This window comes from Lentilactobacillus buchneri (assembly GCF_018314255.1).
In the GTDB taxonomy this organism is placed as follows: domain Bacteria; phylum Bacillota; class Bacilli; order Lactobacillales; family Lactobacillaceae; genus Lentilactobacillus; species Lentilactobacillus buchneri.
The window spans coordinates 1,575,560-1,589,877 of record NZ_CP073066.1 but is presented as its reverse complement, the minus strand read 5'-3'; the positions used below and the strand labels follow the sequence as shown (position 1 = coordinate 1,589,877).

General features: G+C 46.7%; 13 protein-coding genes. 3 read left to right on the top strand and 10 right to left on the bottom strand.

Translation table 11 applies throughout. The annotated features are described in order from the left end of the window. The first annotated feature begins 36 nt into the window (after positions 1–36). Entirely contained in the window at positions 37–1,860 is a 1,824-nt protein-coding gene (locus KE627_RS07470; protein WP_056939214.1) for a heavy metal translocating P-type ATPase, read from the top strand. 124 nt (positions 1,861–1,984) lie between these two features. Next, positions 1,985–2,134, top strand: coding sequence for a 50S ribosomal protein L33 (rpmG, locus tag KE627_RS07465; RefSeq protein WP_013727157.1), 150 nt, complete (start codon positions 1,985–1,987; stop codon positions 2,132–2,134). Between the two features lie 124 nt (positions 2,135–2,258). Here the strand turns inward: rpmG and KE627_RS07460 are convergent, their stop codons facing one another. The 9 genes from KE627_RS07460 to menB all read right to left on the bottom strand — a co-directional run bounded on the left by KE627_RS07460 (position 2,259) and on the right by menB (position 12,981). Further along, complete coding sequence (locus KE627_RS07460; RefSeq protein WP_013727156.1) at positions 2,259–3,746, bottom strand: hypothetical protein; 1,488 nt, start codon at positions 3,744–3,746, stop codon at positions 2,259–2,261. 103 nt (positions 3,747–3,849) lie between these two features. Next, positions 3,850–4,635, bottom strand: coding sequence for a MurR/RpiR family transcriptional regulator (locus tag KE627_RS07455; protein ID WP_013727155.1), 786 nt, complete (start codon positions 4,633–4,635; stop codon positions 3,850–3,852). A gap of 9 nt (positions 4,636–4,644) precedes the next feature. Beyond that, positions 4,645–5,733 carry an agmatine deiminase gene (gene aguA / locus KE627_RS07450; protein WP_013727154.1) on the bottom strand — a complete coding sequence of 363 codons (1,089 nt, stop codon included), beginning with the start codon at positions 5,731–5,733 and terminating at the stop codon, positions 4,645–4,647. A 138-nt stretch (positions 5,734–5,871) separates the two neighbouring features. Next, positions 5,872–6,831 carry a carbamate kinase gene (arcC, locus tag KE627_RS07445; RefSeq protein WP_013727153.1) on the bottom strand — a complete coding sequence of 320 codons (960 nt, stop codon included), beginning with the start codon at positions 6,829–6,831 and terminating at the stop codon, positions 5,872–5,874. 11 nt (positions 6,832–6,842) lie between these two features. Next, positions 6,843–7,940 (bottom strand): agmatine deiminase, encoded by a 1,098-nt coding sequence (gene aguA, locus KE627_RS07440; protein WP_013727152.1) that lies wholly within the window; start codon positions 7,938–7,940, stop codon positions 6,843–6,845. A 32-nt stretch (positions 7,941–7,972) separates the two neighbouring features. Further along, a complete protein-coding gene (locus KE627_RS07435; protein ID WP_013727151.1) occupies positions 7,973–9,388 on the bottom strand; it encodes an APC family permease in 1,416 nt (471 codons plus the stop codon). 33 nt (positions 9,389–9,421) lie between these two features. Next, entirely contained in the window at positions 9,422–10,456 is a 1,035-nt protein-coding gene (gene ptcA / locus KE627_RS07430) for a putrescine carbamoyltransferase (protein WP_056939215.1), read from the bottom strand. Between the two features lie 270 nt (positions 10,457–10,726). Beyond that, positions 10,727–12,151: an o-succinylbenzoate--CoA ligase gene (locus KE627_RS07425; RefSeq protein WP_013727149.1), complete on the bottom strand. Its 1,425-nt coding sequence runs from the start codon at positions 12,149–12,151 to the stop codon at positions 10,727–10,729. A gap of 8 nt (positions 12,152–12,159) precedes the next feature. After that, positions 12,160–12,981, bottom strand: coding sequence for a 1,4-dihydroxy-2-naphthoyl-CoA synthase (gene menB / locus KE627_RS07420; protein WP_013727148.1), 822 nt, complete (start codon positions 12,979–12,981; stop codon positions 12,160–12,162). Between the two features lie 35 nt (positions 12,982–13,016). On the opposite strand from menB, the gene KE627_RS07415 reads away from it, so the two are divergent. Continuing rightward, positions 13,017–13,388 carry a PaaI family thioesterase gene (locus tag KE627_RS07415; RefSeq protein ID WP_013727147.1) on the top strand — a complete coding sequence of 124 codons (372 nt, stop codon included), beginning with the start codon at positions 13,017–13,019 and terminating at the stop codon, positions 13,386–13,388. Between the two features lie 233 nt (positions 13,389–13,621). Here KE627_RS07415 and KE627_RS07410 read toward each other — a convergent pair whose 3' ends face one another. Beyond that, complete coding sequence (locus tag KE627_RS07410; RefSeq protein ID WP_013727146.1) at positions 13,622–14,317, bottom strand: ABC transporter ATP-binding protein; 696 nt, start codon at positions 14,315–14,317, stop codon at positions 13,622–13,624. Position 14,318: the final 1 nt, after the last annotated feature.

Genomic DNA, 14,318 nt, shown 5'->3' with positions numbered 1-14,318 from the left:
CTAGATAGAAGATTAAACCGGATTGGAGGGCTTATTATGAACAAACTAACCAACTACATGCGTCTAATCGGCGTCTTAATTGTCGCGGTGATCGCCTTGGTTCTACAATTTGGGCTGCACTTGCCGCTTTACGCTCAGATTGTTATCTCAACGCTGGGGTCACTAATTGCCCTTTTGATGTTTATCGACATGGTGAAAACTTTACGCTCCGGGAAATTTGGTGTCGACCTGCTGGCAATTACGGCTGTCATCGCAACGATTGCCGTGGGTGAATACTGGGCCGCTCTCATCGTTTTGCTAATGTTAACCGGCGGCGACACTTTGGAAGATTATGCGGCCAACAAAGCTAACTCCGAACTGCAGTCACTGCTGGAGAATTCGCCCCAATCCGCTCATTTGCTGAAAGACGACAAAATGGTCGACGTCAAAATTGACCAGGTCACTGTTGGCGATCGAATTGTCGTTAAGCCTGGAGAAGTCATCCCGGTTGATGGCACCATTACTGACGGGGTGACTTCGGTTGATGAATCCTCTCTAACCGGTGAATCCCGCCCCATCGATAAGGTCGTTGGTTCAACCGTCATGTCCGGAGCGATTAACGGCGATGCATCCTTTGACATGATTGCTGACAAAACGGCCGATGACAGCCAGTACCAAAACATCATCCGCTTAGTTAAACAGGCTGAGAGCACCCCTGCCCACTTCGTGCGGATGGCGGACCGCTACGCCGTACCATTCACCTTACTGGCTTACGTCATCGCCGGAGTAGCTTGGTACCTGTCCAAAGATCCGGTCCGGTTTGCTGAAGTCCTGGTGGTTGCCTCACCGTGCCCACTGATTTTAGCTGCGCCAATTGCCTTAGTATCCGGCATGAGCCGTGCCAGTCGAAATGGGATCATTGTCAAGAGTGGGACGATTATCGAAAAGCTGGCCAATGCCAAAACGTTTGCCTTCGACAAAACCGGGACGATTACCAAGGGGCATTTGACCGTCAGCCGGGTCTTCGCGATAGCTGGTTACACCAAAGATCAGGTCTTGGCGCTAGCTGCCGGAGCCGAACAGCAATCCAGCCACATTCTCGCCCGTTCACTGGTGGCGGCGATTCCGGATCAAATTCCGACTGCCACCAACGTTATTGAAACCACTGCCCAAGGAGTCCAGGCAACCATTGATCAGCAAACGATTCGGGTTGGTAAACCGGCTTATGTTTCCGATGACCCAATTGACCCGCTTGATCAAACGGCAGTCTACGTATCCGTCAATGGCAAATATGTCGGGTACGTGGCCTTCTCAGATGAATTACGACCGGAAGCCAAGGCTGTGATGGATAGTCTCCATCAGATGGGAGCCACAGAAATCATGATGATCTCAGGAGACCGAAAACCGATCGCTGAAGAAATCGCCGATCGAGTTGGGATTGATAAGGTCTACGCCGAGCGGCTGCCGGAAGAAAAAATTTCCGTCATTGAAAAGGTCGAAAAGAAGTTCCGCCCAGTCGTGATGGTCGGCGATGGTGTCAACGATGCCCCATCATTGGCAATGGCTGACGTCGGCATTGCCATGGGAGCTCACGGGGCAACCGCTGCCAGTGAATCCGCGGATGCCGTCGTCCTCAAAGACGATTTGAGCTTGGTCAGTAAAGCGGTCAAAATCTCAGACGACACCATGAACGTTGCTCGTCAATCCGTTTTGATTGGAATCGCTATCTGTACGATTTTGATGTTAATCGCCAGTTTTGGCGTCATCCCTGCGATCATTGGCGCCCTCTTCCAGGAAGTCGTCGATACTGTGACCATCCTGTGGGCATTAAGAGCCCGGGCAGGTGACAAACGGGAAAGCAATCTGGTACCAGTACAATAACTAAATGATTTTTGTTGGCCAATCGAAGCTCAAACCAGTTCAACCAGTGAGGATGACTTGACAAATTCGGTCAGTGCTTTATATTTGTAATGATAACAATTACCATTCGTGAGAAGGTAAGATAATGAGAATTCATGTTGTAATGCATAACAAAGAAACTGGTGAAGAATACCTAACCACCAAGAACCGTCGTAACAACCCAGATCGGTTAAAGTTAATGAAGTATTCACCAAAGCTGCGTAAGCGCGTTTTGTTTGAAGAAAAGAAGAGCTAGTTTTTAAAGCTGAAAGGCGGCCACAGTACAAGTTGAAAGACTTGTGCTGCGGCCGCCTTTTTGATGTGGCGTTTAATAAGAATTCCACTCCAAGCTGTCAGGCTCTTGGAGTGGAACTTTTTGACTATACAACTGTATTAATTTGAGTCTGAACGATTTCCAATCCCTCTAAAAAGCTGGTTTGGCCGCTCAAGCGCTGTTTAAGTTCATCCACCCATTTTTGAACCGTGGTGGCATCGTGGCTAATTTCCAAGAAGTTGCTTAAATCCTTCTCAAGCTGCTTTGGCGCATTGGCGGCTGTCTTCTGCGACTGAGGAATCAGGACAACGTCATGATACAGTGGAATCATTTTATTTTTAACCGCCGGATAAATCTGTCGCAGATAATTCCGGATCATTGGTGCGCTTTGATACTTCTTCAGTTGTTCAAACAACTTTGAATATTCCCGTTCCAAAGCTAAAATATCACCATATTCATAGCGCGACAGTTTTGTTTCCAGTTGTTTCAACAAATCAGGGTAAACCCTCTGCCACTCATGACGCTCGACTAACAGCTGCTTATATTGTTGGTAGACGGCGGTTTGATGGTTTAACAACCGCTTCCTCAACAGCGCAATTAATTCGTCGGTCTCACCCAATTCCTGATACATATTGGACAACAATTCGTCCCATTCTTTTCTTAGATATCGGGGAACGTCAAGTGCCAATTCTTTGGCTTCATCATAACGATGGCGGCTTTTCAAGACAAAAAACCATTGTTTGCGGACATCGTCATCGTCCATATTTGCGATGGCTATCTCTTGGGCGACCCCCAAATCTCCCAGTGCCAGGTAAAGATGTAACCGCAACATCAGGTGATGTTTCTTGCGTTGATCTTCATCCCACAAAGTACTTTGCTTCATAATTCTTTCAGAGGCCTTAATGACTTTATTGGCAGTCTGCTGAGTGACCAAACCGAGAACGTCATCGATAAACTCATATCGAAAAGCTTCCAAATCTTTGAACACTGGACTGCCGAACAGTTTCAGCGCTTGGTCCAGATATTTTTCACGTTCATTCACTGGTAAATGACTGCCGGATTCATTGATCAAATCGATGATAACGCCCAACACATTGTTAACTGAATCCTCCAGAGTCATCGGCGAAAGGCTATCCTCTGAAAAGACCTTCATTTGATTTTGGACCACCATTAGGGCAACTGGGAAGCCTAATGCAAACGGGACTTTGAGTTCACCGGTATCGTCAATGACTTCCCCTAGCAGATCAGAAAAGAAGTTGACCAAATTGTTCATACCGTTCCAGTCCCAATCAGACTCACGGGCAATCTGAAGCTGGTTGGAAATAACGCCGCGAACATGGCGAATTTCTTCTTCAATCGCTTGCGGGTCGGTATCCGGATTGGTTGATGGTAGTGGATCTGCCTCGACAGTATCATGATCAACTTCAAAGCCGGCGTCGATATCTAAATCAACAGGAATATCGTTAAAAATCGCCAAAATTAATGCAGCCATGTCGGGGTCAAGGGATCCCATTTTTAGCAGCACATTTTTTAACTTTTCAGGTTTAGCCTGATTGATTGTTTTTAAGAGCTCTTGTTGCGAGTTGTTTGCCATCTCAAATTCCTTTCGAATCAATTTGTTTCTTGAATTTTACCATATGTGGGCTTGAAGACAAACAAAATCGGGTACGGAAAGTAAGCTGTTAGCTTCCAATACACTATTGTTTTGACTTCTCATACTCCATAAATTGATACAGCAGCAATTCCATAATCACAATTAACGAAACGTGCGACGTCATATCAACTCCGCTGACTTTGAGTTCGTCCGTGAACAGATAGAGGTTTTCGTCACTCATGTTTTGAATCGTATTGTTATTCGCGCCGGTAATTGAAACCAGCAAGGCGTATTCCTTTTGGCTTTGCAGATTTTGAATAATTTGAATCAGTTCATCATCCTCACCTTCATAATCAAAAACAAAGACAACGTCGTTGAGCTGTACGTTGCGGTAGGCCAGCCGGCGCTGCTCGTGATTCTTTGGGAAAATTACAATGAACCCGTTCAAAGTATATAAGTATTCAATGTATTCGGCAGAGTACTTACTGAAGCCCTTGGCAAAAAAGTACAGCTTGGGCTGATGGTCCAACACCTGACAGATTTTTAACAGTTTGCGCTCGTCAAGCACCCGGACAGTTTCTTCAATATTTTTCAGATATTCGTTACGATATTTGGACTGTTCTTCAACAAACGGTTCAGCCTTGTCTTCCTGCTTATCGCTGTTCAGGACCGTGTACTTAATCACGGTGCTAAATTCACTATAACCGGAGAAGCCGATTTTTCTGACAAAACGCAAAAAAGTGGTGGTCGAAACATAACAGGCCGCCGCAATTTCTCGGATACTCTTGTTTTGGATTTTATCCATATTCTTGATCACATAGTCGAGTAAGCCGTATTCATTTTTATTCAATTTTTCGACATATGGTTTAATGATCTCAAAAAAGTTCATATAAAACCTCTAATCTGGAACCCCGAGGACGATCGAGTGGATGTCGCCGCCGCCAAGCAGCAGTTCACGGGCGTACACGGGTTCAATTTTTCGATCTGGAAAGATTTTGGTGTATTGGTCGATGGCCGCCTGGTCGTGCTCATCGCCAAAAATGGGCAGAATCACGGCGCCGTTCACCAAGTAACAGTTAATGTAAGTGGCCATCAAACGATCACCTTCGTAACGCGGCAGCCGACCGTTGACCGGGTCAACGCCTTCACTCTCGGCTTTGGTGATTAATAATGGTTTGGGCATCTGGACCCGGTGAATCTTGAAATGCCTGCCGGACGCATCGGTCGCCGCCTCTAGAGTTGCCAAGGCTTCATGGCAGATTTCATACATTGGATCAGTCTGATCTTCGGTCCAGGTTAAGGCCACTTCACCAGGGCGGACAAAGTTGACCATGTTGTCCACATCGCCATTGGTTTCGTCCATGAAATAGCCCCGGGCCAACCAAATAATCTTGGTGACGTTCAAATAGCGTTTAAAAACCGCTTCAACATCTGCCTGATTAACTTGGCCGTTGCGCCCCTCGGATAAGACCGATTCTTCAGTGGCAATCAGCGTTCCTTCGCCATCGGTCTGGTACGCGGATCCTTCCAAGACAAAATCGGCTTCATAGTAGTCGATCCGGTCCAAGTCACTGACTTTCCCGGATACCAGGTTGTCCTGATCCCACGGGAAGTAAAGGCCGTCGACCAGGCCGCCCCAGGCATTGAACTGCCAACTGACGGCTCGGACGTTATTTTGGGCGTTGACCAAGTAAGTTGGGCCGACATCCCGCATCCAAGCATCGTTGTAACTCATTTCCACCACCCGAACCGATTCCGGCAAGGCATGCAGGGCGTGCTCGTATTGTTGACGCGAAACCAGCATTGTCAGCGGCTCATACCGACTAATCTTCGCAGCGACTTCACTGAAAACTTTTTGAGCGGGTTTGGCTCCATCCCGCCAGTTATCCGTGCGTTCCGGCCACATCATGTAGGCCTGCTGGTGTTGATGCCATTCAGGGGCCACATTGTATTTATCCTCTTGTGGAGTTGTCTTTTTGATCTTCATTATTTACCTCGATATTTTCTCGCTCAATCATAACATTTTTGCTGTGAAAGCACTATCATTCTGCTAATACCCCATCAATCGACGCAAAACGAGGCATCAACAAAACCGTCGTTTCGTCCATGCCTCGTTCATTTTAAACTATTTAACTGCTGCGGGAACAGCATCCTTAACGATAGTTGTACCTTCGTTGCCTTCGATGATTTGTTCAACATCTTCCAAATCACCGATCACAGCGGGATTGCCGGTACTGCGGACAAAGGCGACTGCTGCTTGAACCTTTGGCATCATACTGCCCTTGGCGAATTCATTGGCATCAATGTGTTTTTGAATGTCGTCAATGCCGACTTCTTTGAGCTCAACTTGATCAGGCTTGCCGTAATTGTAGTAAACCCCTCCGGCAGACGTCAGGATGATCAATTTGTCAGCATCAATTAATTGGGCGATCTTTGAAGCACTGAAATCTTTGTCGATCACGGCTTCCTTCCCAATTAAGCGGTTGCCTTTTTTGACAACGGGAATGCCGCCGCCACCGGAAACGATTGGCACGATACCTGCGTCAACGACCTTCTTGATCGCTGCGTACTCGTTAATTTCCAACGGTTTCGGTGATGGAACCACCCGTCGGTAGCCGCGACCGGAATCTTCAATGATTTCCCAGTCAGGGTGCAGTGACTTGATCTCAGGCAAATCCGTTTCCTTATAGAAAGGACCAATCGGCTTGGAAGGATTTTCAAAGGCTGGATCGTCCTCATCAACGATCGTCTGGGTGACAATTGCCATCACATCTTTATCGATGCCGTTATTCAGGAGCTCTTCCTTCATGGCATTTTGGAACCAGTAGCCAATGCCGCCCTGGGTCATGGCACCACAGGTATCCAGCGGCATTGCCGGATTGACTTCACTGTCGGCGGCATTTTGCTGAAGCAATAAGTTGCCGACTTGGGGACCATTTCCGTGAGTGATGATCAACTGATCACCGTTCTTGATAAATTTAACCAACTCTTTGGCAGTCTTTTTAACTGCCTTCATTTGCGCTTGAGCGGAAGCATCCTTTGAGAGGATGGCATTTCCACCTAATGCGACGACAATTTTGGCCATTGCGATTCCTCCTATCTGCCAGCTGGCACTTGTTGAGTGATGCAGTGAATGTTACCGCCACCAAGTAAGATTTCTCGGGCAGGAACACCAACAATCTTGCGGTCTGGGTACAAGCGCTGCAGAGTTTCTTGTGCTTTAGCATCGTTTGGATCGTCAAAGGTTGGGAAGACAATTCCGCCATTGGCTGTGTAATAGTTGACATAACTGGCAGCCAAGCGGTCGCCTTCACGACGTGGCAAACTGCCGTCAACGGCATCAACGCCTTCGCTTTCTTCTTTGGTAATTGTTACCGGCTTTGGCACATAAAGCTTTTCAACTTGAATCTTGCGGCCTTTGGCATCAGTTGCGTTGCTTAAAATGTCGTAGTTTTCTTTGGAAATCTCGTATTGCGGATCGTTTTGGTCATCCGTCCAGGCAAGGGCAACGACACCAGGTTTAACGAAGTTGGCAATGTTGTCCACGTGACCATTGGTTTCATCCAGGTAGATCCCACGTTTGAGCCAAATGACTTTGTCCAAATTGAGATATTCCTTCAAGACATTTTCAATTTGTTCTTTGGATAACTGAGAGTTGCGTCCCTTTGAAAGCAGGCATTCTTCAGTAGTGATCAGTGTTCCCTCACCATCCACATGAATTGAGCCGCCTTCCAAAATGAAGTCGTCTAAACGGTAACGGTCGGCGTGCTCCATTTCAGTCACTTTTTGTGCAACCCGGTCGTCTTTGTCCCATGGGAAGTACAAACCGTCAACCAAGCCGCCCCAAGCGTTAAATGTCCAGTCAACACCGCGAAGGTCGCCATCGTCATTGACGACAAACGTTGGGCCGCAGTCTCGGATCCAGGAATCGTCACTGGAAATTTCAACCACTTCAACCTCGTCTGGCAGCATGTGGCGGGCATTGGCGTATTGGGCATCTGATACCCCAACCGTTACGTGCTCGAACTGGGAAATCGCTTTAGCCACGTTCACAAAGGTATGCTGAGCTGGCTTGGCACCATTGCGCCAGTTATCCGGCCGCTCTGGCCAAAGAATGTAGACACCCTTATGATGTTCAAACTCGCCGGGCATTCTGTATCCATCTTTTTTAGGTGATGATTGTAAAGTTTTCATCGTATTTGCTCCTCTTGCATTATATTCAGAAATTAGTTTTTACTTAAGGCTTCTTCTGTGTGGTGACTGCTCGCCTTGACTTTTTTCTTCAACGGATGATTCTTTTCAGCGGCTCTGATGCAGACCTCACCAAGTAAGATTGTAATAATCGTTCCAATTAAAATTGGAATCTTGGTGTTAAGCTCTTCGGCACTGCCGTTGAGTGGGAATGCTGACAGAATTGTCGTGATGGCAAGCAATGCCACCGGAATCCAAGTCATCAAGTTAATCATCAAATGATTGCCGGGAACTTTGAATGGCCGCTCAGTATCAGGATCAATTTTGCGGAGTTTCCAGAATGATGGAAACATCAGTAGGTATGAGCCCAACAAGGCAACGACATTCAGTGAGAAGAATGCCCAGAAAATGTTTTGATTGGGAATCAGTGGTGAAATGACCACCAGAACGGCCGCAATCCCACCGTTCAACAGATTGGCACCGGTTGGCATCCCGGTCTTCTTGCTTTCAATACCAAATACCTTTGGCAAGTCGTGGTTCTTGGCAGCGTATGAGGCAACGTAGTTCACCCCGGCAGACCAGGAAATCAGGTTGGCCGCTAACGTATACATAAACAGTAACGCAATCAGGATGACGAACCAATTATTCCCACCGATCAAAAGTAGGATACTTTCCATCAAACCACTGGAAGTTGACAGTTCGCTGCTTGGAATTGCCACGCCCATGCCAAATGCGGCAAAGACATAGAAGACAGCGATTAAGATACCGCCCCAGATAATGGCCTGGGGAATTTGTTTCTTTGGATTAGGCATTTCACTGGCCATGGAAGTAACCACTTCAAAGCCAAGGAAGTTAAATAGGATCACTGAGATGTAGCCAAGACTTTTAACGTCCATCTGCGGCAACATCGTCTTAACGGTGAAGTTGCTGGCAACGCCTTTGGTCATGGCAACGTAAATGCCCAAAGCACCCAGGCTGACCATGATAATCACTTTGGCAATCGCAGCCAGATTCAAAATCCATTTACTGTCGGCAACTGGATATGAGGAAATCAAAGTGACAATCCCGATGAAGACCAGCTGGATTAAGACGTTGGTCCACGTCCCGAAATGAGTCGGGAAGACTTGGCCAATCACACCGGTAAACAGAACGGCCAGGCTGGCCATCCAAATTGGGAAGTTGATCCAGTACAGCCAAGCTGCCCGACCACCCCAACGGCGGCCAAAGGCTTTTCTCACCCAGTCATAAATCCCGCCGTCTTCGTCATAGGTCGTCCCTAGTTCGGCAGAAATCAACCCGTATGGCAGGAAGAAGAATACCAACAGGATTCCCCACCAGAAGAATTGCGACGGGCCGATTGCGGCAGCCGGAGCAACTGATTCAACCACCAGGACAACGACCACCGACATCAGCACGGCATCAAATAGTCTAAATTTTTTCTCTTTTTGCATTTCTTTCACCTGCACATCCGTTGCGTCAGCTCATTAATGAGTCGTGTCGTCAACTAAGTTTAAGATCATCGACTTCAATTTAGGATCGTTCAAATCATCCAATTGTTTTTCGGTGTAGTTCATCCGTGGTGCCATCAAGTAAACCAGCAAAGCGCGCATTGCAGTCAAACGGTTTTCGGCTTCATCCCAGGCAATTGAGTGTGGTGAGTCGATCACGCTGTCAGTAACTTCTTCGCCGCGGTTGGCTGGTAAGCAATGCATGAACATTGTGTGGCTGGTGCCTTTAGCCATTAAATCGTCATTAACTTGGTACTTAGGATAAAAGATCTTCATTCTTTCATCGTATGAAAGTGGGGCTTCGTACAGGCCATACCAAACATCGGTGTAGACAAAGTCGGCATCTTTCATCGCTGCGTCGGCATCTTCGGTGATTTCAACACTACCACCTGATACTTCAGCATTCTTCTTGCCGATTTCCAAGGTTTCCGGCTTGATTTGATAACCCTTTGGTCCGAATTGAACGAACTTCATGCCCATCTTAGAAGCGATGAACATTAATGATACACAAACCTGAGTGGCGTCACCGACGAAGACAACCTTGCAGTCGCTGAGTTTCTTACCTGCTGGTAAATGCTCTGCCATGGTGATGATGTCGCCAATTTCTTGAGTTGGATGGTTGTAATCACTCATTCCGTTGAGAACTGGAACCGTGGCAGTTTCAGCCAATTTTTCAACTGTTGAGTGCTTAGCAACTCTGGCCATCAGGATATCAACCAAGCGGGAAAGAACAATGGCAGTATCGCCTAGTGATTCACTTTCAGCTGAACCTAAATGAATTTGACCTGGTGCGAGGTACTGAGCGTGACCGCCAAGTTGAGTCATTGCAGTTTCAAATGATACTCGGGTTCGTGTGGATGATTCTTCAAAAATCATTCCCAGTGTCCGATGTGATAATAAGTCGGGATAGTTTCCATTCTTAATGTCGCGTTTAATTTGTAAACCTAAGTTGATCAGGTATTGGATTTCTTCTCGGGTGTATGTGTTGGTATCGATAAAGTCTCGTTTCATAATTGGCATCTCCTATAATTTTGTTTGTCGTTTGGATCTCAGAAATTCTCGAGGATTTCTTTACGCTCTTAATATAACGGATGTAAGCGCTAAAATATATAGTTTGAGGCCTTCTAGACGCCGTCAGAACAACGATGGAGTTTGTTCCACCTTTGTTAACATGTTACACGAGGCTGATGTAAACCGGTTTAACTCACTTTTAAGCCAAAACAAGCCCGCAACCTGAGTAAAATGATTTACTCATGATTGCGGGCTTGTTAACGTTTCATTTTATAACAACTGTTTCAGCTTGAATCGCTGCACCTTACCGCTGACATTGGTGGGAAGTTTGTCAATTCTAATAAATCTCGTTGGTACCTTGTAGTGGGCTAACTTCTGTCTGCCATAAGTGATCAGGTCTACCTGATCTAAGGGCGCATCGCTGACCACAAACGCAACGGGCACTTGACCCCATTTGGCATCATCTTGGCCAACCACGGCAATCTCGCCGATGTCTGACCGATTGACATAAACGGCTTCAACCTCATCCGGAAAGATATTTTCGCCACCAGAAATAATCATATCATCCAGTCTGCCATCAATGTATAAAAAGCCATCATCATCAAAATGACCAACATCACCGGTTCGATACCAGCCGGTGTCATTTAGCTTATCTTGAAAAGCAGCCTGTCGGTTCAAGTAACCCGGAGTCAATGCCGGCGTTTTGATCAGCACTTCCTGATTAACTTGACTTAACGTTAACTGAGTCAGAAACAGTGGCTTGCCAACCGAGCCAATTCGCTTGTCAGCATCCGCTGAGTTCAAGGCAATGATTTGTGAACAGGTTTCCGTCATCCCATATGACTGAACCACCGGGACTTGGAGTTGACGACATTGCTGAAGGGTTTGGCGATCAATTGGCCCACCGCCCAGCAGCATGCGCTGAAAATTGGCCTGATAAGGTGTGTTATCAGCCGTTCGATATTTTAATAATTGCTTTAACATGTACGGGACAACCGAAATCGTCGAAATGGGTTCATGTTTCAATACGTAGTCAATCAATTCAGCATTGAAGTGGCCGACCAAGCGGACTGCCATTCCATATATCAAGCCACGCATCATAATCGAAAAACCACTGATATGAAAAATTGGGACGGAGCAAAGCCACTCGTCACCCGGCATGACCCCAAGGTTAAAAGCTGAGGCGGTTGCTGAGGCGAGGTGATTGCCAAAGGTCTGCATCACACCTTTGGGTCTACCAGTCGTCCCAGACGTATACATAATGCTGGCCACCTCTTGAGAGCGAAATTCGGGAACTAATGTGATCTGAACCGCCGCTTGATCAGTTATCGTGCTAAAGGTAATAAACCGTTGGTCAAAACTTTCTCGAAAAAGATCATCCGCCACCAGACAGGCCGCTGGTTCACTATCTGATAATTGGCGATGGATTTCATCATCAGACAAACGCCAATTAATCCAAACGATTGTCTTACCGGATCCTAAGACCGCCATGGCCATCAGATAGCCTAGTAAAGAATTCTTGGTCATAATCCCAACTCGATCGCCATCCAACACGGAGGCAGCCTTCAATTGTCCAGCCAGTTGAGAAACCTGCTGCTTGAGTTCCAGAAACGTTAGCTGGGTGTTGCCGTCATCGACCGCGAGCCGACCAGGGGCAGTTTCCGCCTGCTTTAAAATCCAATTATCCACTTTCATCAACCTTCCTATGGGAACTTAGGAAATTGATCAAAATCAGGCTGTCGTTTTTGATTAAAGGCGTCCCGGCCCTCTTTGCCCTCATCAGTGGTGTAAAAGAGCATCGTGGCATCCCCACCCAACTGCTGAAGGCCAGCCAAACCATCGGTATCAGCATTCATGGCTGCCTTGATGAATCGAAGCGCGGTTGGCGATTTCTGGAGAATTTCGTTACACCAATCCAATGTGGCCGACTCAACCTCTGAAAGTGGGACCACTTTATTGATCCAGTTCATTTCATAAGCCTCTTGTGCACTGTAGAAATGGTTTAAGAACCAGACTTCTTTGGCTCGTTTATGGCCAATCACCCGGGCCAAATAACCGGATCCGTAGCCAGCATCAAAGCTGCCGACTTTCGGGCCTGTCTGCCCAAATTGAGCGTTGTCAGCTGCAATCGTCAAATCACATACCAGCTGAAGAATGTTGCCGCCGCCAACTGACCAACCTTTAACCATGGCAATCACGGGTTTGGGGATGATTCGAATTAAATGCTGAAGATCCAGCACATTTAGCCGGGCAATGTGGTCTGAACCAACATAGCCGCCATTCCCCCGAACCCCCTGATCACCGCCAGAAGAAAAGGCTTTGTCGCCAGCGCCGGTTAGGATAATCACGCCGATTGTGCTATCATCACGACAGATATTGAATGCATCAATCATCTCTTGGATGGTCAGTGGTGTAAAAGCATTCATTTTTTCCGGCCGGTTCATCGTAATCTTTGCGATTTTATCGGCCCGTTCAAAAATAATTTCCTGGTAATCTTTTACCGATTCCCATTTAACTGAAGTCATAATCTCGATCCTTTCAAAATTGGAGTGTGAATACTTTGTCTAACTTAATTGAATTGCTTGGTATCAAAACTGTCTCTGTCAGCCAAGCTGAGGTTATTATATCACTAGAAGTTACCGATTCGGTCAAACAGCCATACGGCATTCTTCACGGCGGCATCAACTCGGTGTTGGCCGAAACGGCGGCTTCAATCGGTGCCAACGAACGATTGGATAACAGCCATTACGCAGTGGGCGTCGACATCACCACTCAGCATTTGCTGCCGGTTTTTGATGGCAAGCTGGTGGCAACCGCCACCCCGTTGCATGCCGGCGGGCACTTGCAAACGTGGCGAGTTGCGATTCATAATGGCAATCGACTCACTAGTTTTAGTACGGTTACTTTGACCAACGTCGCTCAAAAGTCTTAACTTCTTTGGTAACTACCATGCTATTTTGTTGTCAATTGTTCTCCTACCAAAAGGTCATTGGACAAACCCGGTAGTTGGCAATCACCAAATATAAAAAAGTGAACCCAGGCAGGGGTTCACTTTTTTATGATTATTTGCTTTTACTGTAGCGTCCTTTTTGCCACATTTTCCGGCTGGTAGTCAACGAAAATGATAGCTATAAAGCAGGAATTATTTGAGCTATAACATATAGTTTACCGATCGGTGACATGTCCCTTGTCCTTAAGACTAATCTTCCCATCCAAAATCTCATAAGTCTTATCCGCAAAATCCAGCAGCCGAAGATCATGGGTGACCACGACCACCGCCTTATTCCTGGTTTCTGCGAGATTTTTGAACAGTTGGCCGACCTCGGCAACCTTTTCACTATCAAGGGCAGCTGTTGGTTCATCGGCCAACACAATATCCGGATTGGCATACAGTGCTCTGGCAATCGCCACTCTTTGAGTTTGGCCGCCAGATAGTTCGCCGGGGAACTGGTTGACCAGCTGAGAAATGCCCAGCTGATCAAGCAAATCCGCTAATTCTTTCTGATCTAAATTACCGTCATGCTTGATTTTATCCACAAACTCAAATTGTTCTTTGACTTTCAAGTACGGCACCAGATTATATGATTGAAGGACAAAGCCGATTTGATTTAACCGCAGCTGATCTCGTTGCGCTTTTGTGAGTGACTCAACTGCTTGACCTTCAACTTCCACTGAACCGGAGGATGGCGTCTGCAGGCCACCCGCAATGGTCAAGAAGGTACTTTTCCCTGATCCAGAGGGACCAACCACTAGGATCAACTGTCCCCGATCAGCCGCAAAATTGACATCCTTCAAAACGTGAACCTTGCTAATACCGGATCCAAAGTACTTATTAATGTTTTTTAATTCAATCACTGACATA

Coding starts and splice junctions, on each gene's coding strand:
- rpmG (WP_013727157.1), top strand. CDS start 1,985: ATGAGAATTCATGTTGTAATGCATAACAAAGAAACTGGTGAAGAATAC.
- arcC (WP_013727153.1), bottom strand. CDS start 6,831: ATGGCCAAAATTGTCGTCGCATTAGGTGGAAATGCCATCCTCTCAAAG.
- KE627_RS07425 (WP_013727149.1), bottom strand. CDS start 12,151: ATGAAAGTGGATAATTGGATTTTAAAGCAGGCGGAAACTGCCCCTGGT.
- aguA (WP_013727154.1), bottom strand. CDS start 5,733: ATGAAGATCAAAAAGACAACTCCACAAGAGGATAAATACAATGTGGCC.
- KE627_RS07410 (WP_013727146.1), bottom strand. CDS start 14,317: ATGTCAGTGATTGAATTAAAAAACATTAATAAGTACTTTGGATCCGGT.
- ptcA (WP_056939215.1), bottom strand. CDS start 10,456: ATGAAACGAGACTTTATCGATACCAACACATACACCCGAGAAGAAATC.
- KE627_RS07470 (WP_056939214.1), top strand. CDS start 37: ATGAACAAACTAACCAACTACATGCGTCTAATCGGCGTCTTAATTGTC.
- KE627_RS07435 (WP_013727151.1), bottom strand. CDS start 9,388: ATGCAAAAAGAGAAAAAATTTAGACTATTTGATGCCGTGCTGATGTCG.
- KE627_RS07460 (WP_013727156.1), bottom strand. CDS start 3,746: ATGGCAAACAACTCGCAACAAGAGCTCTTAAAAACAATCAATCAGGCT.
- aguA (WP_013727152.1), bottom strand. CDS start 7,940: ATGAAAACTTTACAATCATCACCTAAAAAAGATGGATACAGAATGCCC.
- KE627_RS07455 (WP_013727155.1), bottom strand. CDS start 4,635: ATGAACTTTTTTGAGATCATTAAACCATATGTCGAAAAATTGAATAAA.
- menB (WP_013727148.1), bottom strand. CDS start 12,981: ATGACTTCAGTTAAATGGGAATCGGTAAAAGATTACCAGGAAATTATT.